General features: G+C 71.7%; 21 protein-coding genes. 15 read left to right on the top strand and 6 right to left on the bottom strand.

Annotated features, from left to right (window positions below; genetic code table 11):
- The first annotated feature begins 4 nt into the window (after positions 1-4).
- On the top strand, positions 5-1,453 hold the full coding sequence (gene der, locus ACTMTU_RS30005; RefSeq protein WP_441266568.1) for a ribosome biogenesis GTPase Der: 1,449 nt from the start codon (positions 5-7) through the stop codon (positions 1,451-1,453).
- 74 nt (positions 1,454-1,527) lie between these two features.
- On the opposite strand, the gene ACTMTU_RS30000 is transcribed toward der, so the two are convergent.
- The 3 genes from ACTMTU_RS30000 to ACTMTU_RS29990 all read right to left on the bottom strand — a co-directional run bounded on the left by ACTMTU_RS30000 (position 1,528) and on the right by ACTMTU_RS29990 (position 3,804).
- Complete coding sequence (locus ACTMTU_RS30000) at positions 1,528-1,854, bottom strand: hypothetical protein (protein WP_441266567.1); 327 nt, start codon at positions 1,852-1,854, stop codon at positions 1,528-1,530.
- Positions 1,855-2,112: 258 nt separating this feature from the next.
- On the bottom strand, positions 2,113-2,892 hold the full coding sequence (locus ACTMTU_RS29995) for a hypothetical protein (RefSeq protein WP_159693370.1): 780 nt from the start codon (positions 2,890-2,892) through the stop codon (positions 2,113-2,115).
- Positions 2,893-3,564: 672 nt separating this feature from the next.
- Positions 3,565-3,804, bottom strand: a complete 240-nt coding sequence (locus ACTMTU_RS29990; protein WP_441266566.1) for a hypothetical protein — start codon at positions 3,802-3,804, stop codon at positions 3,565-3,567.
- Between the two features lie 73 nt (positions 3,805-3,877).
- Here ACTMTU_RS29990 and ACTMTU_RS29985 point away from each other — a divergent pair, with 73 nt between their 5' ends.
- The 5 genes from ACTMTU_RS29985 (at position 3,878) to ACTMTU_RS29965 (ending at position 8,304) form a co-directional block, all read left to right on the top strand.
- Entirely contained in the window at positions 3,878-4,408 is a 531-nt protein-coding gene (locus ACTMTU_RS29985; RefSeq protein WP_441266565.1) for a hypothetical protein, read from the top strand.
- 253 nt (positions 4,409-4,661) lie between these two features.
- On the top strand, positions 4,662-5,948 hold the full coding sequence (locus tag ACTMTU_RS29980; protein ID WP_441266564.1) for a glycosyltransferase family 4 protein: 1,287 nt from the start codon (positions 4,662-4,664) through the stop codon (positions 5,946-5,948).
- Entirely contained in the window at positions 5,945-6,757 is an 813-nt protein-coding gene (locus ACTMTU_RS29975; protein WP_441266563.1) for a hypothetical protein, read from the top strand. The genes ACTMTU_RS29980 and ACTMTU_RS29975 overlap by 4 nt, the downstream gene beginning before the upstream one ends.
- 72 nt (positions 6,758-6,829) lie before the next feature.
- Positions 6,830-7,828 (top strand): helix-turn-helix transcriptional regulator, encoded by a 999-nt coding sequence (locus tag ACTMTU_RS29970; protein WP_441266562.1) that lies wholly within the window; start codon positions 6,830-6,832, stop codon positions 7,826-7,828.
- Positions 7,829-8,088: 260 nt separating this feature from the next.
- Positions 8,089-8,304, top strand: a complete 216-nt coding sequence (locus ACTMTU_RS29965; protein ID WP_441266561.1) for an I78 family peptidase inhibitor — start codon at positions 8,089-8,091, stop codon at positions 8,302-8,304.
- Between the two features lie 111 nt (positions 8,305-8,415).
- Here the strand turns inward: ACTMTU_RS29965 and ACTMTU_RS29960 are convergent, their stop codons facing one another.
- On the bottom strand, positions 8,416-9,408 hold the full coding sequence (locus tag ACTMTU_RS29960; protein ID WP_441266560.1) for a phosphatase PAP2 family protein: 993 nt from the start codon (positions 9,406-9,408) through the stop codon (positions 8,416-8,418).
- A 436-nt stretch (positions 9,409-9,844) separates the two neighbouring features.
- Here ACTMTU_RS29960 and ACTMTU_RS29955 point away from each other — a divergent pair, with 436 nt between their 5' ends.
- A complete protein-coding gene (locus ACTMTU_RS29955; protein ID WP_441266559.1) occupies positions 9,845-11,581 on the top strand; it encodes an MFS transporter in 1,737 nt (578 codons plus the stop codon).
- Between the two features lie 120 nt (positions 11,582-11,701).
- On the top strand, positions 11,702-12,892 hold the full coding sequence (locus tag ACTMTU_RS29950; protein ID WP_441266558.1) for an acyl-CoA dehydrogenase family protein: 1,191 nt from the start codon (positions 11,702-11,704) through the stop codon (positions 12,890-12,892).
- A 61-nt stretch (positions 12,893-12,953) separates the two neighbouring features.
- On the opposite strand, the gene ACTMTU_RS29945 is transcribed toward ACTMTU_RS29950, so the two are convergent.
- Complete coding sequence (locus ACTMTU_RS29945) at positions 12,954-13,385, bottom strand: cell division protein SepF (protein WP_005319308.1); 432 nt, start codon at positions 13,383-13,385, stop codon at positions 12,954-12,956.
- Between the two features lie 278 nt (positions 13,386-13,663).
- Here ACTMTU_RS29945 and ACTMTU_RS29940 point away from each other — a divergent pair, with 278 nt between their 5' ends.
- The 4 genes from ACTMTU_RS29940 (at position 13,664) to ACTMTU_RS29925 (ending at position 17,600) form a co-directional block, all read left to right on the top strand.
- Entirely contained in the window at positions 13,664-14,866 is a 1,203-nt protein-coding gene (locus ACTMTU_RS29940) for a DUF5685 family protein (RefSeq protein ID WP_441266557.1), read from the top strand.
- A 184-nt stretch (positions 14,867-15,050) separates the two neighbouring features.
- Positions 15,051-15,908, top strand: coding sequence for a S1 family peptidase (locus ACTMTU_RS29935; protein WP_441266556.1), 858 nt, complete (start codon positions 15,051-15,053; stop codon positions 15,906-15,908).
- 175 nt (positions 15,909-16,083) lie between these two features.
- Positions 16,084-16,986 (top strand): S1 family peptidase, encoded by a 903-nt coding sequence (locus tag ACTMTU_RS29930; protein ID WP_441266555.1) that lies wholly within the window; start codon positions 16,084-16,086, stop codon positions 16,984-16,986.
- A gap of 134 nt (positions 16,987-17,120) precedes the next feature.
- Positions 17,121-17,600 carry a hypothetical protein gene (locus ACTMTU_RS29925; RefSeq protein WP_189473517.1) on the top strand — a complete coding sequence of 160 codons (480 nt, stop codon included), beginning with the start codon at positions 17,121-17,123 and terminating at the stop codon, positions 17,598-17,600.
- Between the two features lie 20 nt (positions 17,601-17,620).
- On the opposite strand, the gene ACTMTU_RS29920 is transcribed toward ACTMTU_RS29925, so the two are convergent.
- The gene (locus ACTMTU_RS29920; RefSeq protein WP_441266603.1) at positions 17,621-18,529 is read right to left on the bottom strand and encodes a DUF4231 domain-containing protein; all 909 of its coding nucleotides are present in this window, start codon (positions 18,527-18,529) and stop codon (positions 17,621-17,623) included.
- A gap of 249 nt (positions 18,530-18,778) precedes the next feature.
- Here ACTMTU_RS29920 and fxsA point away from each other — a divergent pair, with 249 nt between their 5' ends.
- Genes fxsA through ACTMTU_RS29905 form a run of 3 tightly spaced genes read left to right on the top strand, consistent with a single transcriptional unit; the run spans position 18,779 to position 21,939 of the window.
- Positions 18,779-18,943, top strand: coding sequence for an FxSxx-COOH cyclophane-containing RiPP peptide (fxsA, locus tag ACTMTU_RS29915; RefSeq protein ID WP_441266554.1), 165 nt, complete (start codon positions 18,779-18,781; stop codon positions 18,941-18,943).
- A gap of 40 nt (positions 18,944-18,983) precedes the next feature.
- A complete protein-coding gene (gene fxsBH / locus ACTMTU_RS29910) occupies positions 18,984-21,173 on the top strand; it encodes a radical SAM/SPASM protein FxsBH, inactivated beta-hydroxylase extension form (protein ID WP_441266553.1) in 2,190 nt (729 codons plus the stop codon).
- On the top strand, positions 21,166-21,939 hold the full coding sequence (locus ACTMTU_RS29905) for an aminoglycoside N(3)-acetyltransferase (RefSeq protein WP_441266552.1): 774 nt from the start codon (positions 21,166-21,168) through the stop codon (positions 21,937-21,939). The genes fxsBH and ACTMTU_RS29905 overlap by 8 nt, the downstream gene beginning before the upstream one ends.
- Positions 21,940-21,957 lie beyond the last annotated feature (18 nt).

The following is a 21,957-nucleotide window of genomic DNA, read 5'->3' as shown; positions in this document are numbered from 1 at the left end:
CTTCATGAACGACCAGCACGACCACGGAGCGCTCGGCGACGCCGAGTACGCGGAGTTCATGGAGCTCGCCGCGGAAGAGGGCTTCGACGTCGAGGACGTCGAGGGCGCGATCGAGGAGGCCGGGCACGGTCCGCTGCCCGTCCTCGCCGTCGTCGGCCGCCCGAACGTCGGCAAGTCGACCCTGGTGAACCGCATCATCGGCCGCCGCGAGGCGGTCGTCGAGGACAAGCCCGGCGTCACCCGCGACCGCGTCACCTACGAGGCCGAGTGGGCCGGCCGCCGCTTCAAGGTCGTCGACACCGGCGGCTGGGAGCAGGACGTCCTCGGCATCGACGCCTCCGTCGCCGCCCAGGCCGAGTACGCCATCGAGGCCGCCGACGCGGTCGTCTTCGTCGTCGACTCGACGGTCGGCGCGACCGACACCGACGAGGCGGTCGTCAAGCTGCTCCGCCGGGCCGGCAAGCCCGTCGTGCTCTGCGCCAACAAGGTCGACGGACCCAGCGGCGAGGCCGACGCGACGGCCCTGTGGTCGCTCGGCCTCGGGCAGCCGCACCCGGTGTCCTCGCTGCACGGCCGCGGCACGGGCGACATGCTCGACGCCGTCCTCGAGGCCCTGCCGGAGGCGCCGGCCCAGACCTTCGGCACCGCCGTCGGCGGTCCGCGCCGGATCGCCCTGATCGGCCGTCCGAACGTCGGCAAGTCGTCGCTGCTCAACAAGGTCGCCCGCGAGGAGCGCGTCGTCGTCAACGAGCTCGCGGGCACCACCCGTGATCCGGTCGACGAGCTCATCGAACTCGGCGGCGTGACCTGGAAGTTCGTCGACACCGCCGGTATCCGCAAGCGCGTCCACCTCCAGCAGGGCGCCGACTACTACGCCTCGCTGCGCACGGCCGCCGCCGTCGAGAAGGCAGAGGTCGCGGTCATCCTGATCGACGCGACGGACACCATCAGCGTCCAGGACCAGCGCATCATCACCATGGCCGTCGAGGCCGGCCGCGCCATCGTCGTCGCCTACAACAAGTGGGACGACCTCGACGAGGAGCGCCGCTACTACCTCGAGCGTGAGATCGAGACCGAGATGCAGCAGGTCGCCTGGGCGCCCCGGGTGAACGTCTCCGCGCTCACCGGCCGCCACATGGAGAAGCTGGTCCCGGCGATCGAGACGGCGCTGGCGGGCTGGGAGACGCGTGTCCCGACCGGCCGGCTGAACGCGTTCCTCGGCGAGATCGTCGCCGCGCATCCGCACCCGATCCGGGGCGGCAAGCAGCCGCGCATCCTGTTCGGCACGCAGGCCGGCACCAAGCCGCCGCGGTTCGTGCTGTTCGCGTCCGGCTTCCTCGAGCACGGCTACCGCCGCTTCGTCGAGCGTCGGCTGCGTGAGGAGTTCGGCTTCGAGGGCACCCCGATCCACATCTCGGTGCGGGTGAGGGAGAAGCGCGGCCGCAAGAAGTAGCCGATGAGGCATCGACGCCGCTGCCCCCGGACCGTGCCCACGGTCCGGGGGCAGCGGCGTTCGCTGACGGCAGGTCAGGATCCCTTGCGGGGAGCGGGGGGCAGCGCCGCGGGCTGGTGGACCGCGTGCCGGCCGGTCTGGTGCGAGTGCCTGCCGCCCTGCTGACCGGTGGAGTAGCCGGAGTGGCCGCTGGTGTGCCCTGTGTGGCTCGTATGGCTCCCGTAGCCGAGGAAGCCGCCGCGGACGCCGTGCAGCCCCGCCCCGAACCCCTTGAAGTCCAGATCCTCCTCCCCGCTGCGGTCACCCGGCAGCGTCTTGAACGCCCTGAGGTACTCGGAGTACAACGCGTCGTAGATCGGCGTGGCCGAGCGGCCCGGCGAACCGTCGCGCGCGGGGCGCATGGAAGGGATCTGGCTCTGGAAGGGCTGGGGGGAGGGGTCGTATGAGTGCACGTACCTGCAACGACGCCGCAGTCCCACGGATGCGGGCTGCGGCGAGCTGCATTCTTCCGGGGGACGGTACGAGCCGTCGCCGGCGCGCGCGGACGTACGCCGGGGCAGGAGAGTGGCCCCGGCGTACGTCTGTGCCCGCCGGGCCGGTCGGCCGGCACGCTGTGGTCCCTGCGCCGGCGGACCGGATCCGGGCGGCGTCGGGGCGGCTCAGGTGCCGGCGAGCGGCATCGCCGCGGCGACCAGACGGCCGTTGGCCGCCGCCTTCTCCAGCGCGTCCCGCAGCAGGTCCTCCCGGGGCTGCTGGCCGATCGAGCCGACCGGGGCGGCGTAGACGAGGACCGTGTTCGTCTTGTTGGCGGCCGTCCGCCAGCCCTCGGTGACCTGGAGCGGCTGGTGCGCCTGCCACCAGGCGACCGGGCTGCCACCGCCGGTACCGGGCTGGAGCACGGCGTGCAGCTGCCCCATGGCGATCAGGACCGACCAGCCGGGCAGCTGGGACGGGCGCCGGTTCACGTCCCCGACGGGCAGGAAACCCTGCTCGATCAGGAGCGGCAGGAAGTCGTCGCCGCCGTGGCCCGTGGTGCCGGGACGGGCGATCGGCGCGGTCGGCTCCACGACGAGGGCGGGGTGCACGTCCCCGTCGAGGAGGATGAGGCCGCTGGTGACACCGAGCACCGCCTGCTGCGGAGCCGCGCCCGGGATCTGCGGCTCCTCGCCGGTGATGGAGCGGACGGCGCCCTGGAGCTGGTCCTCCGCGACCTGCACCACCTGTGAGGGGATGCAAGTGGCGTGGGCGAAGGCGAGCACGGCCGTCTCGTCGCCCACGAACAGCACGGTGCTGGTCCGCTCCTGGTCGGAATCGCCCGGGGTGCGGCAGGAGGTGCAGTCGTAGCTGCCCGGGGCGTTCAGGCCGGCGAGCAGCCGGTCGGCTTCTTCGTCGCCGATCTCGGCGCGTACGTCCTCGCTGACGTCGAGCATGCGCGGCACGGGTGGCTCCTCGGACTTGATCAGGTGTGCCGGGCGGGTCCCGGCACGAAGGTTCAACGTGCGACCAGTCGCGGGGGTCACGCGTGAAACGGCAACGAATCGAACCGCGCCGTGTCACGTCGGCCCACAGGCCCCCGCGGTCACGGCAGGCCGGGAGCGGCTGACGGGCCGGGTCCGGCCGGGGCGAGTTCGACGGGCTCGCCGCTGAACACGACGGAGCCGCGGCGCAGTTGGTGCACGACCACCGGGGCTCCGGGCCCCCGCGTCAGGTCTGCGGAAGCCGCTGCTCGGCGACGACGACCGCGGCGTCGAGCCCGCGCAGCAGCCGGTAGGTACGGGCGGCCACCGCGGGGGCCATGCCTGCGCGGGCTTGTCGAGCGGGACGACACCGGCGGGTGCCGGCAGGGCCCGGGAGACGGCGAGCATCCGCTGCTCACCGCCCGACAGGGTGCCCGCGGTGCGGCCGAGCAGCGGGCGGAGTTCCGGGAAGCCGTCCAGGGTGCGGTCGACATCACCTCCCCGGAGGCGAGTTCGAGGTTCTCCGCGACGGTGAGGCTGCCGTGCACCGCGCCGACGTCGGGCACGAAGCGCACACCGAGGCCTGCCCGCTTCTGCGCGTGCAGCCGGCTCACGTCCCGCCCGTGCAGCACCACGGACCCGGCCGACGGTCCGTCACCGGGCCGCGCCGGGCCGCCTTCTGACCGGACCCTCCCCGTCCGCACGACTCCGGCCGCGATCAGGACCGCGTCCGCGACCAGGAGCGCCCCCCGGAACGGTGGCGGACACGAGGCAGGGCAGCGGCCGCTCGGTCACCCGCTTGCCGGAGACGCCGTACCAGCCGACGACGCAGAGCACCGCACCGCAGGCGACAGCGGCGATCCCACCCCACCACAGCAGTCGGGACGTCGGCATCGAAACGCCTCCTTTCTTGCACTGCGCCCCGAACCGTCGGACGCTGGAAGCCGAGATACGGGTGGTGAGCGACATGTTCAGCACAAGGAACTGCCGACCCGCGGCCTGGGCCGCCGCAGCGGTTCTGGTCCTCGGACCACTCGCCGCCGCTTGCGGGGACGACGGTGACGGAGGCTCCCGGCCGGCGACATCGCCCCCGACGACAGCAGCCACTCCAGAGAGCCCTACTGACGGTGCGGAACCCGCCGATCCGGCGGCGGCCGAGGAGCAGATCAAGAAGAACTGGACGGACTTCTTCGACCCCTTCGTGCCGACGGACGAGAAGGTGAAGCTCCTCGAGAACGGCGAGGCGCTGCGTCCTGTCCTCACGGCCTTCGGCAACGACAAGAACGCCGCCCGGGTGTCCGCGGAGGTGACCGGCATCCAGTTCACCTCGCCCACGCGGGCGACCGTGACCTACAACCTCATGGTCGACGGCAACACGGCCCTGCCGGACGCCAAGGGCACGGCCGTCCTCGAGGGCGACACCTGGAAGGTGTCCCAGAAGGCGCTGTGCGCCCTGGTGGAGCTCAGCCCGAATGCCGGCGATGTTCCGGGCTGCTGAGGCCACCGCGCGCGGGCTTCTGCTTCCCGTCTCCTTCCTGCCCCTCGACGAACCACCCGCCTCGCGACGGGCCTGCCTGTCCGTCGTGCGTCGGCAGGACGGCGGGGGCGGGGTCACCCAGGGTGGCGACATGGACGGGAACTGCTACGACGTACCGCAGATCCCGTACCGCCCCCGAGAGGCGGTTAAAGTCTTGGGTCAGACCTCCTGACCAGGAGGGCATTCGCGCGACCAGGGGGGACGCGGGAGCGCCATGCGCATCTCATTTCTGCTCCACAACGCCTACGGCATCGGCGGGACGATCCGTACGACGTTCAACCTCGCCCGCGCGCTCGCGGAACGGCACGACGTGGAGATCGTCTCCGTCTTCCGTCACCGCGACCAGCCGTCGATGGGCGCCCCTGCCGGTGTGACCATGAAGCACCTGGTCGACCTGCGGAAGAAGAGCCCCGGCTACGACGGGGACGACCCGCTCGCCCGGCTCCCCGCGAAGCTCTTTCCCCGCGGCGACGGCCGGCACCGGCAGTACAGCCGCCTCACCGACATCCGGATCGCCGCCCACCTGGCCACCCTCGACGCGGACGTCGTCGTCGGCACCAGGCCCGGCCTCAACGTCCACATCGCCCGGCAGGCCCGCCGCGGCGTCGTGCGCGTCGGCCAGGAGCATCTGACGCTCGACAGCCACGGATACCGCCTGCGCCGTGAGATCGGCCACCGTTACGCCCTGCTCGACGCCGTCACCACCGTCACGGAGGCCGACGCCCGTGCCTACCGGGAGCGGCTCAAGCTGCCGGGCGTACGCATCGAGGCCGTGCCCAACAGCGTGCCCGCCCCGGGCGTCGCCCCCGCCGACTGCACCGCCAAGTGGGTCGTCGCGGCCGGGCGCCTCACCCGGGTCAAACGCTACGACCTGCTGATCAAGGCCTTCTCCAAGGTGGTCGCGGCCCGCCCCGACTGGCGGCTGCGGATCTACGGCAGCGGTGACGCGACCGGTAACGAGAAGCAGGCGCTGCGCGACCTCATCGAGGAACGCGGCCTCCACAACCACGTCTATCTCATGGGCCCCGCCAGCCCGCTGGAGCCGGAGTGGGTCAAGGGCTCGGTCGCCGCCGTGACCTCCAGCCTGGAGTCGTTCGGCATGACGATCGTCGAGGCGATGCGCTGCGGCCTGCCCGTCGTCTCCACCGACTGCCCGCACGGACCCCGCGAGATCATCGACGACGGCGCCGACGGCCTGCTGGTCCCGGTCGGTGACGTGGACGCGATCGCCGACGCGCTGCTCCGCCTGATCGGTGACGACGAACTGCGCCGGAGCGCGGGCCGCGCCGCGCTGGTGTCCTCCGCACGGTTCGACCCCGCGCCGATCGCGGAGCGCCACGAGGCGCTGTTCACCGAGCTCGTCGCCCACGGTGAGGGGGGACGCTCGCGCAGCGCGCTGCGCGAGGCGCTGCACCGGGCGCGGAGCTCGCTGTACGACGGGGCCTACGCACTGCGTTACGTTGCCGCGGACCTGATCCGCAGGGGGAGGAAGAGCGGATGAGCACCCCGACGACCGAGGAGCATCCGGCGCCGCGCGCCGACTGCCTCGCCGCGAGCGACGGTGGCATCACCTTCGACGTCTCCGGGCCGGCGGCCTCCGGTGCGGTCCTCGTCCTGAGACGGCGCGGCGGCAAGGGTCCGGCGGACGAGCTGCGGCTGCCGCTGAAACCTGAGGGCGACCGCGCCGCCGCACGGGCCGTGCTGCCCGCCACGGCGGAGCTCGCCGAGGGCCGCTGGGACGCGTACACGGAGACGGGGCAGGCCGTCCTGCCCGGCATCCGCGACCTGCGGGTCCTCGTGGACCGGGCCCCGGCGTCCGGCCCGGTCGCCGTACACCTCCCTTACCCGACCGCCGACGGCCGGCTCGCGGTGCGCTGCTGGCGGCGGGCACCGCACGCGGAGGCCGGCGAGCTCGCCTTCGCAGCCGAGCAGGGCGCCATGTCCGTGACAGGCCTGCTGTACGGGGCGAAGCTGGGCGAGGGCGCGAGGGCGCAGGCCCGGCTCCGGGCGGGGGAGCGGATGCACGAGGTCCCCGTCACCGGCGAGGGCCGTGCGTTCGGTTTCACGCTGCCGTACGGGCCGCTGGCCGCGGGCGCCGAGGACGCCGGCGCCGGCAAGGAACGGCTGTGGGAGCTGTGGCTGCGGCCGGCCGCGGGAGCTGCCCCGATGCGGATCTCCCGCATTTTGGACGACGTCTGGGACAAGAAGTCGATCTTCGTCTATCCGAAGCAGCGCATCGCCGGGTACACCGTCGCCCCCTGCTACACCGGCGACAACGACCTCTGCGTCCGCGTCACCCCGGCCGGCTGAGCGCCCGCACCGGCCCGAGGAGTTCATCATCGCGGACAGAAGCTGTCCGCGATGCCTGGCAGACTCGTTCGCATGTTGGAGACCTCGGCACGACTGCTGCGCCTGCTGTCCCTGCTCCAGGCCCACCGCGAATGGTCCGGCGCCGACCTGGCCGACCGGCTCGGTGTCACGCCCCGGACGGTCCGCAGGGACGTGGACCGGCTGCGCGAGCTCGGCTATCCGGTCAACGCCAGCCCGGGCACCGGCGGCGGCTACCAGCTCGGCGCGGGCGCCGAACTGCCGCCGCTCCTGCTCGACGACGAGGAGGCCGTCGCCGTCGCCGTCGGCCTGCGCACGGCGGCGGGCCAGGGCATCGAGGGCATCGGCGAGACCTCGGTACGGGCGCTCGCCAAGCTGGAGCAGGTGCTGCCGAACCGTCTGCGCCGACGGGTGAGCGCGCTCAACGCCTTCACCGTTCCCATGCTGCGCGGACAGCAGCGTTCCACCGTCGACCCCGGTGTGCTCACCGAGCTGGCCAACGCCTGCCGGGACAGCGAGCGGCTGCGCTTCGAGTACCGCGACCACGGCGGCGCCGCCACCCGCCGCACCGTCGAGCCGCACCGCCTGGTGTGCACGGAGCGCCGCTGGTACCTCGTCGCCTGGGACGTGGAGCGGGGCGACTGGCGTACGTTCCGGGCCGACCGGATCGTCCCCAGGCCGCCGCACGGTCCCCGCTTCGCCCCGCGCACGCCCCCGGCCGACGACCTCGCGGCCTACGTCTCCAAAGGCGTCTCCATCGGCGCGTACGCCGCCCACGCGGTGGTCCTGCTGCACACGTCCGCCGAGCAGGCGGCCGGGATCATCGGCCCGTCCGACGGGGTGCTGGAGGCGGTGGACGACAGCCGCTGCCTGCTGCGGACCGGGGCCGCGAGCCTGGATGTGATGGTGGTCCACCTGATGCTCCTGGGCGTCGACTTCGAGGTGGTCGAGCCGCCGGAACTGACCGGGCACATCCGGGCGATCCGTGACCGGCTCTCGCGGGCCCTTGATACGGAAGGGCCGAGCCTGGAGGATTCTGTAAAGGAAATGTGAATTCCTCGCGTTGGGAATTGTCCTGCCGACCGGAATTCGCCGGAATCCCATGAGTCGATGGAAAGCAATTGGCCATGATCCACAGGCGCGTGCCGAATGACACATGAGCGCACCCGAAACGCCCGTTCGGGTGAACCGGTTCGAAGCGATCATGTGTCGTGAAGCTGTGACAGAAGCGTGACCCCCGAGGGATGTGGGGCTGCTGGGGACATGGCCGTCCCGGCTTCCGTCACCGTCCGCTGCCGCCTACGGTGGTGAGCATGGCACCCATACCGACTCCTCCCGCACAGCCCGACGACAGCCCCGAGTCGTACGTCGGCCTCGACGCGGCGGCAGCCGAGCAGCAGGCCCGCGAGCGGGGCTGGTCGACCGTCAGAGCGCTGCCGCCCGGTTCGATCATCACCATGGAGTACGTGGCGGGCCGCCTGAACTTCGAGGTGAAGGACGGCTCGGTGATCCGCTGCTGGAAGGGCTGACCAGGCCCGTGCCCGCAGGCCACGGGCTGAACGGCCGGACACGGAACATGCGTGGGCCCCGGTACTCGCCGAGTACCGGGGCCCACGCATGTTCCGTGTCCGATCTGTGCGTCAGCCGCCCGCCATGGGCCGCGAACGCGGTGGACGCCTGCTGCCCGAAGGGGTCACCGGCGTCCGCTCCGAGCGCGCGTGCGCCCGCGACCGGTCGTGGGTGGCCGTCCTGGTGCCCGCCGCGGGCCGGCCGGGCGTGGGGCCGACCCCGGCCACCGGCTCGCGACCCGTGCCGTCCGCCGGGGCGGCCTCGGTCCCACGCTGCGGGAACACCGCGGGCCGCGGTCCTCCCGAGGCGACGGGCAGCGAGGGGGCGGACGCCCGGCGCCTGCGCCACTGCTCGCGCAGACCGAGGATGAAGGCCTCCGCGCGGGCGATCAGCGGCTCGCACCAGGGCAGGCCGAGCAGGATCAGCAGTCCCGCCGCCCAGCCCAGCAGCACGTCGCTCAGCCAGTGGGTGCTGAGATACACGGTGGTCAGGCCGACGCCGAGGGAGACCACCGCCGAGAGCGCCGACAGATAGCGCCGAGCCCTCGGAGTGGTGGCCAGATAGGCCAGGATTCCCCAGGTCACCACCGCGTTGGCGGTGTGTCCGGAAGGAAATATATCGCCGCCGGCGAAGAGCTCGGCGGAGCCGATCTGCGTCGCGTAGTGGGGGCCGAGGCGGCCGAGCCCGATCTTGACCGCGCCCACGGTGACGTTCAGCAGCAGCAGGGCGGCGCCGAGCGTGAGCAGGGGTCGCAGGGTGTGCTGGCGCCAGGAGCGCCAGCCCAGCCACGCCGCGACCATGACGGCCGTCGGGCCGCGCTGGCCGAGGGTCACGAAGTAGTCGAGAAACGCGTGCTGCTCCGGCCATTGCTCGTAGGGCCGGAAGAGCATGAGCTTCCAGTCGAGGGCAACGAGCGACGTCGACGCCAGCACGGCGACGACGATGGCCAGATAGAACGCCGACGTCCCGCCGAAGAGGGCGAGACGCGTGCGGGTCATCCGCGGGATCTCTATCTTCGGCGGTTCCGGCTCCCGGTCCAGCCGGGCAAAGATGTCGGTACGCACGCAATCGACGTTACAGCGAGTGAGTGTGTGGTCCGGTCGATCCACTCTCTTCGTGATGCCTATGTGATGTGGAGTTTGTCTCAGGTCCAGTTTCATTCCGGGACGGCCAGGAAAAGCAGATGACCTTGTTCCCTATTTATCGGACGGTGCTCTCGGAGCGCTTCCTTCCGTAGGTCGCCAATGGTTCACCGCGACAGCGCGCGCAATTTCCGGCGTGTTCAGGGAGTTCGGGATTTCCCCGGGTGACGGCGCCGAGTGGCGTACGCCACACCGGCCCGCCGGGACCGGTGAGAGATCGACCACGCGCACCGCGCGCGAACTCGCGTACGCTGACCACTCGCTCGCCCGTCGACGCCGGGCCGCCCAGTCGGGACACTCCCGTACCACCGTCCCGGCCGGCCCGCCGAGCGCGAGGGATCACCCGGGAGGTACGTACATGTCCGTGACGCCCACGGCCGGCGCACGCCTGCGCTCCGTCGGCGGCGGCGCCAATCGCTGGGTCGTCCTCTTCGTCCTCTGCGTCAGCCTGCTGCTCGTCGCCCTCGACGCGACCGTGCTGCACGTCGCGGTGCCCGCGGTCACCGAGGACCTGCGGCCGAGCGGCGTCGAGCTGCTGTGGATCGTGGACGCCTATCCCCTTGTCTGTGCAGCGCTGCTGATCCTGTTCGGCACGCTCGGCGACCGGGTCGGCAGACGCCGGGTGCTGCTGCTCGGGTACGGCATCTTCGGCGCCGCCTCCGCTGTCGCCGCCTTCGCGCCCGACCCGCAGATCCTGATAGGCGCCCGCGCCCTGCTCGGCGTCGGCGGCGCGATGATCATGCCGGCGACGCTGTCGATCCTGCGGGCGGTCTTCCCCGACCGGCGGGAGCGGGCTACCGCGATCGGCATATGGACGGCGGTCGCCGCGGTGGGCGCCGCCACCGGCCCCGTACTCGGCGGTTTCCTCGTCGAGAACTTCTGGTGGGGCTCCGTCTTCCTGATCAACATCCCGCTGATGGCTTTGATCCTCCCCGTCGGCCGCTGGCTGCTGCCCGAGTCCAGGGGCGGAGCGGACGGCCCGTGGGACGTGCTCGGCGCGCTGATGGCCGCGGCCGGGGTACTCGGCGTCGTCCTCGGGGTGAAGCGGCTGGGCGTGGGCGCCGGTCCGCTGGACATGGGCGCCATGATTCCGCTGCTCCTCGGCGCGGCACTGCTGGTGCTCTTCGTGGGACGGCAGAAACGCCGCCGGCATCCGCTCGTCGACATGCGGATGTTCGCCAGGGCCGCCTTCTCCACCTCCGTCGGCTGCATCGTCCTCGCCATGCTGGCGCTGGTGGGTCTGGAACTGATCGCCGTCCAGTACCTCCAGCTGATCCTCGGGCTCGGCCCGCTGGAGACCGGGCTGCGGCTGCTGCCGCTGACCTTCGCCGCCATGGCCGCGGGCGCCACCGGCTCGCACACCCTGAACCGTCTCGGCCCCCGCCGGATGGTCGGCTGGGGATTCGCCCTGACCGCCGTCGCGGTGCTGCTGCTGACCGTGATGGGCCAGCACGACCGCCCTTGGCTTCTGACCGGCGCGTTCGTCCTGCTCGGCTTCGGACTCCAGACGACGCTGTTCGGCGCGTACGAGTCGATGCTCAGTGAGGCCCCGGCCGACCAGGCGGGCGGCGCGGCCGCGATAGGCGAGACCTCGTACCAGCTCGGCGCCGGCATGGGCATCGCCCTGCTCGGCAGCGTGATGAACGCCGCGTACGCCCCCGCGGTCGCTTCGCTGTCCGGCGTCCCGGCGTCCGCGAGCTCGGCGGCGGCGCACTCGCTCGGCGAGGCCTATCAGGTGGCCGACCGTCTCGGTGGCCCGGCGGGGGAGCTGCTGCGGTCCACCGCCCGTCACTCCTTCGTGCAGGGCCTGCACATCACCCTGGTGGTCAGCGCGGGACTGCTGCTCCTCGGCGCGGTCGCCGCGCTGCGGCTGCCGCGGATCATGGAGTGCGGCACGTCGGAGAAGTGCCCGCAGTCGGCGCAGGCCGAGCCGGTGTCGCTTCCCGCGCCCCGTGAGTCCGGCGCCTCCGCTGCCCGGACCGCCGGCGCGGCGGTTCCGCGCGCCGGGGCCGGGGTGCCCGCGGGCCGCAGGCCGCAGGTGTCCAAACGGCCCGCCCCCGCCGAGGCGGCGGGGTCTGGACGCACGGCACACTGACCCGTAACGTCTGGCGAGGCCGCAGACTAGCACTGCTAGTTTACGGCCGCGCCGCCCTTCCTCCCCGCACGGCCCACGCCGGGGGAGACGTCCAGTGCCAGAGCCGCCGGAGGTCAGGTCATGTCCGCAACGTCGAAGCTTCCGCCCTTCGATCCCGGCGACCCGCTCGGCATCGACGACCTCCTCCACGACGAGGACCTCGCGATCCGCGACACCGTCCGCGCCTGGGCCACCGACCGCGTCATGCCCCACATCGCCGACTGGTACGAGCGGGGCGAGCTCCCCGGCATCCGCGACCTCGCCAAGGAACTCGGCTCCATCGGCGCACTCGGCATGTCGCTCGAGGGCTACGGCTGCGCGGGCGCCACCGCCGTCCAGTACGGACTGGCCTGCCTCGAACTCGAAGCCGCGGACTCCGGCATCCGCTCCCTCGTGTCCGTGCAGGGCTCGCTCGCCATGTACGCGATCCACCGTTTCGGATCCGAGGAGCAGAAGCAGCGCTGGCTGCCCGGGATGGCCGCCGGCGAGATCATCGGCTGCTTCGGTCTGACCGAGCCCGACCACGGTTCCGACCCGGCCGCCATGCGCACCCACGCCGCGCGTGACGGCTCCGACTGGGTCCTCACCGGCCGCAAGATGTGGATCACCAACGGCTCCGTGGCCGGGGTCGCCGTCGTCTGGGCGCAGGCCGACGACGGCATCCGCGGCTTCGTCGTACCCACCGACACACCCGGCTTCTCCGCGCCGGAGATCAAGCACAAGTGGTCCCTGCGCGCCAGCGTGACGAGCGAGCTCGTGATGGACGAGGTCCGGCTGCCCGCCGACGCGGTCCTCCCGGACGTCACCGGGCTGCGCGGGCCGCTCAGTTGCCTGAGCCACGCGCGCTACGGAATCGTGTGGGGCTCGATGGGCGCCGCGCGCTCCAGCTTCGAGGCGGCGGTGTCGTACGCGCGGACACGGGAGCAGTTCGGCCGGCCGATCGGCGGGTTCCAGCTCACCCAGGCCAAGCTCGCGGACATGGCCGTCGAACTGCACAAGGGGATCCTGCTCGCCCACCACCTCGGTGTGCGGATGGACGCGGGGAAGCTCCGGCCGGAGCAGGTCAGCTTCGGAAAGCTCAACAACGTGCGCGAGGCGATCGAGATCTGCCGCACCTCCCGCACCATCCTGGGCGCGAACGGGATCTCGCTCGAGTACCCCGTGATGCGGCACGCGACCAACCTCGAGTCGGTGCTCACCTACGAGGGCACCGTCGAGATGCACCAGCTCGTGCTGGGCAAGGCGCTCACCGGCCTCGACGCCTTCCGATAGGCCGGCGCGGCCCGGCGGGACCGGCGAGCTCCCCCGGCCGTCCGCCGGGAGGTGCCCCCACTCAGCTCTGGTTGAAGAAACCGTCCTGCGAACGGCCCGCCGGGTCGCCGCTGACGATCTCGGTGTCGGCGGGGGTCAGCAGGAAGACCCGCGTCGCGACCCGCTCGATGGAGCCCCGCAGTCCGAAGGCGAGACCCGCGGCGAAGTCCACGACCCGCTTGGCGTCGCCGGGCTCCATCGACGTCAGGTTCACGATGACGGGAACACCGGACCGGAACAGCTCGCCGATCCCGCGCGCGTCACGGAAGCCGTCCGGGGAGACGGTGGCGATCCGGCGGCCCTCCTGCTGCGCGGACTCGGAGGCGACACGCACCCGCGGGTCGGTGACCCATGCGTCACCCGTCTCCGCACCCTCGGCGTACTCGTCGTCGTAGTAACGCCCGTCGTCCTCGACGAGTCCCAGCCAGGCGCTCGCCTTACGCACCGATCCCATGGACGCCTCCTTTCATCGCGGTCACTTGTCGTTCCGCATATCCCCTATCGTCGTCCATGATGCGGATCGGGCGCCAAGTGGATAGTCGCCGCGCAGGGGATTCGTGACGGTACTGGTGCAGAAGTTGTGGCGATTCGTCAAGGTCCGGCCCCTGGAGGGGGCGTGACGGGATGAAAATATAAAAGTCGGGCCGGACGGGTGACCTTGGGGACGTACGGGTGAACGACCGGGTCGATACGATGCCCACCGCACATCTCAGCGACTCGCGGGGGGCCGTCGTGTTCGGAATCGTCAGACCATGCTCGCACCGGCTCACGGACGGGCTGAAGACCGAGTGGATGGCCCATCTGTGCGGGCTGTGCCTGGCACTTCGCGCGGACCACGGACAGTTCGCCCGTGTCGTGACCAACTATGACGGCCTGATCGTCTCGGTCCTGACGGAGGCTCAGTCCGAGCGCACGCCGGCGCAACGCCGTACGGCGGGGCCCTGTCCGCTGCGCGCCATGCGCACCGCTCCCGTCGCCCGCGGCGAGGGCGCGCGCCTGGCCGCCGCCGTCTCGCTGGTCCTCGCCTCCGCGAAGATCCGCGACCACGTCGCCGACGGGGACGGCGTGTTGGCCCGCAAGCCCGTGGCCGCCGCGGCCCGCCGGATCGCCGGCGGCTGGGACAGGGCGGGCGCGCGCTCGGGCTCCGCGCTCGGCTTCGACACGGCCGTGCTGCTGGAGGCCGTCGACCGGCAGGCGGGGCTCGAGACACTGGCCGGGCCCGGCACGCCGGTCCTCACGGTCACGGAGCCGACAGAAACCGCGACGGCGGCCGCCTTCGCGCACACCGCCGTGCTCGCCGGCCGCCCCGAGAACGCGGCACCGCTCGCCGAGGCCGGGCGGCTCTTCGGCCGGCTGGCGCATCTGCTGGATGCCGTGGAGGACAGGGAAGCTGACGCCGTGTCGGGTGCGTGGAACCCGCTCACGGCCACGGGCACCTCGCTCACCGAGGCGCGCCGGCTCGCCGACGACGCGCTCCACGGGATCCGGCTGGCGCTGCGGGACGCGCACTTCGTCGACGACAAGCTGGTGCACGTCCTCCTCGTGCACGAACTGCGCACCTCCGTCGACCGGGCGTTCGGCACCGTCACCTGCGCGCACCAGGGGTACGGGGCCCAGCCGCCCTCGTACGGGAGCCCTCGGAATCCGTACGAGGGCGGCGCCGCAGGCCCGTACGGCTCGAATCCGTACGGTGGCGGCCCCTACGGCGGCGGGGCGGGTGCGCCAGGCGGCCCCGGCGGGATGCCGCCCGGTCCAGGAGGGCACCAGGGGCGCCCGCCGCGCCGGGGGTTCTGGGCCGGCTGCGCCGTTTTCATCGGCCTGTGCTGCACCTGCCGGCTGTGCTGCGCCAAGGAGTACGAAGGCCCCTGGTCCCGCAAGAAGCGCGAGGGCTGCTGCCGCGACTGCGACTGCCCGGACTGCGGCTGCGACTGCTGACGCACCGTCACCCGGCTGCCGGGGCCCGCGGGGCGGCGGAAGTGATCCGTCCGTCCCGCGGTCTTGTGTGTCCGGTCCCCGGAAGCCACTATCTCTGGCAGTGCATGTCAGGAACACGCCATCCTGGCCGGCGCCTCACGGGCCCGCCACCGCGGGCTCTTCCCCTCTTCCCAGGAGGAGCACAGTGAGGATCAAGCGCACCAGAGCACTGCTCGCCGCGAGCGCGGCCCTGGCGGTCACCGCCGCCGTCGCGCCGTCCACCGCCCAGGCCACCCCCACGCCCGGACCCGCCCCTGCGGCCCAACTCGCCCGCGCCGACGCCGCAGTCCTCGCGGCCGGTGTGGAGGGCACCGCATGGTACGTCGACCGGACACTCGGCCGTGTCGTCGTCACCGCGGACTCCACCGTCTCCGACACCGAGATCGCCTCGATCCGCTCGGCCGCCGCCGCGGACGCCGGCGCGATCACGGTCAAGCGCACGCCCGGAGTGTTCAAGCCGCTCCTCGGCGCGGGCGACGCCATCTACGGAAGCGGATACCGCTGCTCGCTGGGCTTCAACGTGCGCAGCGGCAGCACGTACTACTTCCTCACCGCCGGCCACTGCGGCGACGAGGTGCCGACCTGGTACGCCAACTCCGCGCAGTCCACGCTCATCGGCCCGACCGTCGGATCCAGCTTCCCGGGCAACGACTACGCCCTCGTCCGCTACGACAACACCTCGCTCAGCCACACCGGCGGCTTCACCGCCGCCGACGCCTACGTCGGCGAGTCCGTCAGGCGCTCCGGCTCCACCACCGGCACCCACAGCGGCACCGTGACCGCCCTGGGCGTCACCGTCCACTACTCCGGCGGTGGCACCGTCCGCGGCATGATCCAGACGAATGTCTGCGCCGAGCCCGGCGACTCCGGCGGCGCGCTCTACGACGGCACCAAGGCCCTCGGCCTCACCTCCGGCGGCAGCGGCAACTGCAGCACGGGCGGCACGACGTTCTACCAGCCCGTGACAGAGGCCCTCGCCAAGTACCGGGTCAGCCTCTACTGACCTCCCCGTGCTCCCGCCGCCCTGCGCGGCGGGGAGGCCGTACGGCCGAAAACGCACCCTTGCGGCATGTGACCGTATGGCTTGAAACTCCCCCACAGCGCCGGCCTCAGGGCCGCGCCTCACGGGCCCGGCACCCCCACTGCGGGTCCCTGATTCCCCTCTGGAGGAACGACAAGTGAGGACCAAGCGCACCACCTCCCGCACCCCCACCACCGCCAGACGCACCCGGCTGCTCGCCGTCGCCACCGGCCTGACAGCCGCCGCGGCCCTGGCCGTCCCCACCGCCAACGCCGAAGAGACACGGACCTACAGCGCGCACCAGCTCACCGCGGCGGGCGACGCCGTGCTCCAGGCGGACGTCCCCGGTACCGCCTGGCACGTCGACGAGGCCACCGGCACGCTCGTCGTCACGGCCGACAGCACCGTCTCCCGGGCCGAGATAGCGAAGATCAAGCGCGAGGCCGGAACCAACGCCGGCGCACTGCGCATCGAACGCACCCCCGGCACCTTCTCCAAGCTGATCTCCGGCGGCGACGCGGTCTACGCGTCCGGCTGGCGCTGCTCGCTGGGCTTCAACGTCCGCAGCGGCAGCACCTACTACTTCCTCACCGCCGGTCACTGCACCGACGGAGCGGGCACCTGGTACACCAACTCCTCGCGTACCACGAGCATCGGTCCCACGACCGGCTCGAGCTTCCCGGGCAACGACTACGGCATCGTCCGCTACTCCAACACGTCACTGTCCCACCCCGGCACCGTCGGTGGCACGGACATCACCAGCGCGGCCAACGCCACCGTCGGCATGTCCGTCACCCGCCGCGGCTCCACCACGGGCACCCACAGCGGCTCCGTGACGGGCCTCAACGCCACGGTCAACTACGGCGGCGGCGACATCGTCTACGGGATGATCCGCACGAACGTCTGCGCGGAGCCGGGCGACAGCGGCGGGCCGCTCTACTCCGGCAGCCGGGCGATCGGCCTGACCTCCGGCGGCAGCGGCAACTGCAGCACCGGCGGTACGACGTTCTTCCAGCCGGTCACCGAGGCACTGAGCCGCTACGGGGTCAGCGTCTACTGACGCGTCGTCCCCGGCACGGCAGCCCGAGACCGTCGAGCCCTCGTCCGTATGACAGGACGAGGGCTCGACGTATGGTCCTGGTTTGAGAGGATGTCAGGACGGCGGGGGAGCGCAGTGACGGGGGTTGCGACGCAGTGAAACGCATCGGAGTGACGGGACACCGAGGCATCCCGGCCGAGGCCCGTGCCCATATCCGCGCCGGTCTGCGGGCCGTGCTGTGCGGCCATCAGGGCTCGATGGAGGCCCTGTCGAGTCTCGCGGTGGGCGCCGACCAGCTCTTCGCGGACATCGCCCTGGACTGCGGCGCGGAACTGACCGCCGTCATCCCCAGCGGCGACTACGAACAGGGCTTCACGGCCCCGGAGGAACTGGCCCACTACCGCCGGCTCAAGGCCCTGGCCACCCGGGAGGTCAGGCTGGCCTTCCCGTACTCGACCGATGAGGCCTACTACGCGGCCGGCGCCTACATCGCCGACCACTGCGACCGGCTCCTCGCGGTCTGGGACGGGCTGCCCGCCCGGGGTCACGGTGGGACCGGCGACATCGTGCGGTACGCCAGGGACCTCGGCAAACCCGTGACCGTCATCTGGCGCGAGGGCCTCGAACGGGACTGACACGCGCCTCCAGCCGAAGCTCAACTGCGGTGTCTGACCAGCCAGTCGGTGTGCTGCGGGGAGACGATGCGCTCGGTCTCGTAGACGGCCGAGGGCCACTGGGCGTCGGTCACCGTCGTCTCCATGGCCGTGTGCATGGCCGCCAGGTCCTCCTCCACGAGCGAGTGGGCGGCGATCAGCGGCTGGTGGCGGCGGATCTCCCCCCAGGCCAGACACGCGGCGGCGGCAGCGGACAGCACGCCCTGGGCGTGGAAGGAGTCCGCCACGGAGAAGGTGCGCAGCGTCGCGAAGAACAGTGCGAAGAGGGTGAGCAGGGCGATCGACGCGGACCAGAGCGCGGTCGCGCGACGGGACATCTCCGTACGCCGGTGGTACCAGTTGCGCTGCTCGATCAGCCGGTCCCTGACATAGGTCTCCTTGCGGACGCTGAAGGGCTTGGCCCGCAGCCGGCGCATCGGGGTGGTGATCAGGTCGCCCGCCGCGGTCTCCCCGTCCGCCGTGCGCGGATCCTCCCAGCCGACCTTGGCCAACTCCCGTAACCCTTCCTCCAGACGGGTGGAGAACAGGTCATCGGCACCACGGTCGGAGACATGCGAGTCGAAGGGAGCGCCGTGCACCGCGTACCGCCAGCACATCGACTTGATGAACTCCGCCGCGGAGCGGTTCAGTTGCCAGTGCGACTTTGCTCGACGCCGGGAGGAGCGGTACCCCAGCACCAGTACCCCGGCGTACGCCAACGCGCTGAGAAACGCGGCGACTTGGAAGGATTCGCCGACCTTCAGCGAGGTGGGGAGCGAGGCCAGAGCGGCGCCTGCCACCAGCAGGAGCAGCTGGGACCGGGTGGCCGTGACGGCCTCCCGCTGGCGGGCGACGGCGATGGCGTCCGTGCGGTGGTAGAGAACCGGTAGATCGCCGTTGCGGAAGACCATGCTGTGCAAAGGGCTGGAAAGCTCGCTCATACACACCCCCGTCTGCGGTTTTGTGTTCACTCATTAGGCGGAATCGCTTGTTCCTTGCGGCCCTGCGAGAATGTGGTGCAACTCTTTTGTTGCTTATCCCCGTGCTGAGTTGCTGAGAGTGGCCATGAGAGTAAAGTCGTGCCGCCGGCATCGCAACGGTGCGTGGTATCCCCGCAGACACAGCTTTGAGCTGGACACAACATCAAGGACGGCCCCCCGATGACCCTTCACTCCTCCGCATCCTTCGCCGCTGCGAAGAAGAATCGCGTTCCACTGGCGCAGATCGACGTCCGCGGTGCCGATGCCGCGCAGAAGCTCGCCCGCGTCCTTCCCGCTTCCGAAGCACGCGGTCTGCGCGTCACCACCTTCAACTCGTCGCTCTGAGCGGCTCCGCGGGGCCGCGGACCGGCCCTAGACTGGTGGAATGACAGGACCCACACTGGTCCCCTTCCAGCAGATCGTTGTGAAGGTCCACAGCAGGTGCGATCTTGCCTGCGATCATTGCTACATCTATGAACACGCTGATCAGAGCTGGCGTACCCGCCCGAAGGCAATCTCTGACGAAGCGATTTCCTGGACAGCTCTGCGACTGGCCGAGCATGCCAAGAGCCATGCCCTGCCCTCCGTGTCAGTGATCCTGCACGGAGGGGAGCCTCTGCTGGCAGGCCCCGAGCGTCTGCGCCGCGTCTGCGAGGAGTTCACCGCAGCCCTTGAACCGGTCGCCGCGCTCGATTTACGGATCCACACCAACGGCATTCAGCTGAGCAGCCGTTTTCTCGACCTGTTCGACGAATTCGACGTCCGGGTCGGCATCTCCCTCGACGGGGACCGCAGCGCCAACGACCGTCACCGCCGCTACGCGGACGGCCGCACCAGCCACCCGCTCGTCCTGCGGGCCGTGGACCTCCTCCGCCAGGAGCGCTACCGCCACCTCTACCTCGGCCTGCTGTGCACCATCGACGTCGCCAACGACCCGGTCGCCGTGTACGACGCCCTCGCCGAACTCGAACCTCCCCGCATCGACTTCCTCCTGCCCCACGCCACCTGGGACGACCCGCCGGCCAGACCGGACGGCTCGCCCACCGCCTACGCCGAGTGGATCCTCGAGGTCTTCGACCGCTGGGACGCCCGGGGCAGGCCCGTGCCGGTGCGGCTCTTCGACTCGGTGTTCTCCACCCTGGCAGGCGGCCCCAGCCTCACCGAATCCCTGGGCCTCGCCCCCTCCGACCTCGTCGTCGTCGAGACCGACGGCACCCTGGAACAGGTCGACTCCCTGAAGAGCGCCTACGAGGGCGCGGCCGCCACCGGGTTCGACGTCTTCCGGCACCGCTTCGACGACGTGGCCCTGCACCCGGGCGTCCAGGCACGCCAACTCGGCCTCGCGGGCGTGAGCAGGACGTGCCGTCAGTGCCCGGTCGTCCGCTCCTGCGGCGGCGGCCTCTACACACACCGCTACGCCACCGGCTCCGGCTTCGACAACACCTCCGTGTACTGCAACGACCTCAAGGCGCTCGTCCGCGGCATCGAGGAGCGCACGGCGCAGTCCACCGCGTCCCCGGCCGTGAGCGATCCGGAGGCGCTGCTCATCCTCCAGCAGGACCTGACCCGCTACACCCTCGCCCGGCTCAACGAGGAACTCGGCGGCCGGGGCGGAGAGCGGTGGTCGGCCGCCTGGGAACTCGCGTCGGCCATCGAGGAGACATCGCTCGGCCTCGACGAGATCTACGCCCACCCCTACACCCGCACCTGGCTTCACACCTGCCTCGACGCCCTGCGCGAGCAGCGCCCCGACGCTGTCGGACTCGCCCTGCGCCTGGAGTCCTACGTGGCCGCCGCCGCCGTACGGAGCCGGCTCGGCGTCCCCGTACGGGTGGGCTGCCCCACCGGCACGCTCGTCCTGCCGACCCTCGGCGAGCTCCGGCTGACCGCCGACGGCTCGCCGTGCGAGGCCGAGGTCGTCGGCGGGCCCGACGACGTGCTCGTGAGCGTGCCGGGACGCGAGGCGTTACGCGTACGTCCCGGCGAGGCCGCGCCCGGCTGGCGGCCCCCGCGGCGGCCCGGACTCGAAGGCTGGCCGGGGCTCGTGCTGGAGGACGTCGACCCGTTCCGGGACTGCTACGACGAGCCGGTGAGCGGTGTGGGCGACACGGGAGCGCTCTCCCGGGCGTGGGCCCTGCTGCGGGACGTGGCGCCGGAGCAGGCGGCCGAGATCGCGGCCTCCCTCACCACCCTGACACCCCTGCGGAGCGGCGGTCCTTCGGTCGGACGGCACGCCTACGGCGCCCTGGGCCTCCACCTGGAGGGAAGCCCCGCGGAACTGGCGGCCGCGCTGCTGCGGGGCTTCTCCCGGGCCAAACTGCGCGCGATCGGGGAAGTGGCCGACCTCCTGGCCGAGGACGGCGCCTGGCTGCACCCGGCGCCCTGGCAGGACGAGCCGCTGCCCGCCTCGCGGTTGCTGGCCGGGGCGTACGAACGCGTCCTGCTCGCGCCCCTCGAACCGTCGGCCGCCGCCCACGCCGTCCTCGCCCTCAAGGCTCTGCGCGACGCACCGGAACCGACCGTCAGCGGCAAGCGGCTCATCGCCGCCCTGCACAAGGAGGCAGCCCGTGACTGACCCGTCAGGCGACCGCGAACCGTTACGGGCCCTGCGCGCCCTGGGAGTGCGCAGCGGCATGACGCTCCTCGTCCATGCCTCCCTGCACGCCACCGGGCTCGGCGCCCGCCGGCTGCGGGAGGCGCTCCTCGAGGCCCTCGGCCCCGAGGGGACCCTGGTCGTCCCGGCCTTCACGGCGGAGAACTCGGACACCTCGTCCGCGTACCTGGCCCGGGTGCGCGGCATGACACCCGAGCAGGCGGCGGCCTTCCGGGCGGACATGCAGGCCTTCGACCCGGCCACCACGCCCGCTCAGGGGATGGGCCGGCTGGCCGAATCCGTACGGACCGCTCCCGGGGCGCTGCGCAGCGCCCATCCGCAGACGTCGTTCGCGGCGCTCGGCCGGCGTGCGGCGGAACTCCTCGCCGAGCACCCGCTGGACTGCCATCTCGGAGAGCGCTCACCGCTCGGCGCGCTCGACCGCGCCGGAGCGCACGTACTGATGATCAATGTGGGCTTCGCCAAATGCACCGCGTTCCATCTCGCCGAATACCGCGTCGGATCTCCGCTGCGCACCTACCGTTGTGTGGTGCGGCGGCCGGACGGCGGCTCCGAATGGACCGAATACACCGATGTCGTGCTGGATGACAGCGATTTCGAGGCGATCGGCGCCGCCTTCTCATGGGGAGTGGAACGAAGCGGACAACTCGGCGGAAGAACCGCAAGGCTGTTCGCGATCAGGGACGCGGTCGACCACGCGAGGGGTTGGATGACCGAAAAGCGGTGATGATTGACCGAACGGCGG

Source organism: Streptomyces sp. OZ13 (assembly GCF_052068155.1).
GTDB lineage: Bacteria > Actinomycetota > Actinomycetes > Streptomycetales > Streptomycetaceae > Streptomyces.
Note: the sequence above shows the minus strand (reverse complement) of the source record. Positions and strands in the feature narration are given on the sequence as shown.

Excerpts from the sequence above, each read along its gene's own strand:
- der (WP_441266568.1), top strand. The coding sequence starts at position 5 with ATGAACGACCAGCACGACCACGGAGCGCTCGGCGACGCCGAGTACGCG.
- ACTMTU_RS30000 (WP_441266567.1), bottom strand. The coding sequence starts at position 1,854 with ATGCGCCCCGCGCGCGACGGTTCGCCGGGCCGCTCGGCCACGCCGATC.
- ACTMTU_RS29990 (WP_441266566.1), bottom strand. The coding sequence starts at position 3,804 with ATGCCGACGTCCCGACTGCTGTGGTGGGGTGGGATCGCCGCTGTCGCC.
- ACTMTU_RS29985 (WP_441266565.1), top strand. The coding sequence starts at position 3,878 with ATGTTCAGCACAAGGAACTGCCGACCCGCGGCCTGGGCCGCCGCAGCG.
- ACTMTU_RS29980 (WP_441266564.1), top strand. The coding sequence starts at position 4,662 with ATGCGCATCTCATTTCTGCTCCACAACGCCTACGGCATCGGCGGGACG.
- ACTMTU_RS29975 (WP_441266563.1), top strand. The coding sequence starts at position 5,945 with ATGAGCACCCCGACGACCGAGGAGCATCCGGCGCCGCGCGCCGACTGC.
- ACTMTU_RS29970 (WP_441266562.1), top strand. The coding sequence starts at position 6,830 with ATGTTGGAGACCTCGGCACGACTGCTGCGCCTGCTGTCCCTGCTCCAG.
- ACTMTU_RS29965 (WP_441266561.1), top strand. The coding sequence starts at position 8,089 with ATGGCACCCATACCGACTCCTCCCGCACAGCCCGACGACAGCCCCGAG.
- ACTMTU_RS29955 (WP_441266559.1), top strand. The coding sequence starts at position 9,845 with ATGTCCGTGACGCCCACGGCCGGCGCACGCCTGCGCTCCGTCGGCGGC.
- ACTMTU_RS29950 (WP_441266558.1), top strand. The coding sequence starts at position 11,702 with ATGTCCGCAACGTCGAAGCTTCCGCCCTTCGATCCCGGCGACCCGCTC.
- ACTMTU_RS29945 (WP_005319308.1), bottom strand. The coding sequence starts at position 13,385 with ATGGGATCGGTGCGTAAGGCGAGCGCCTGGCTGGGACTCGTCGAGGAC.
- ACTMTU_RS29920 (WP_441266603.1), bottom strand. The coding sequence starts at position 18,529 with ATGGTCTTCCGCAACGGCGATCTACCGGTTCTCTACCACCGCACGGAC.
- fxsA (WP_441266554.1), top strand. The coding sequence starts at position 18,779 with ATGACCCTTCACTCCTCCGCATCCTTCGCCGCTGCGAAGAAGAATCGC.
- fxsBH (WP_441266553.1), top strand. The coding sequence starts at position 18,984 with ATGACAGGACCCACACTGGTCCCCTTCCAGCAGATCGTTGTGAAGGTC.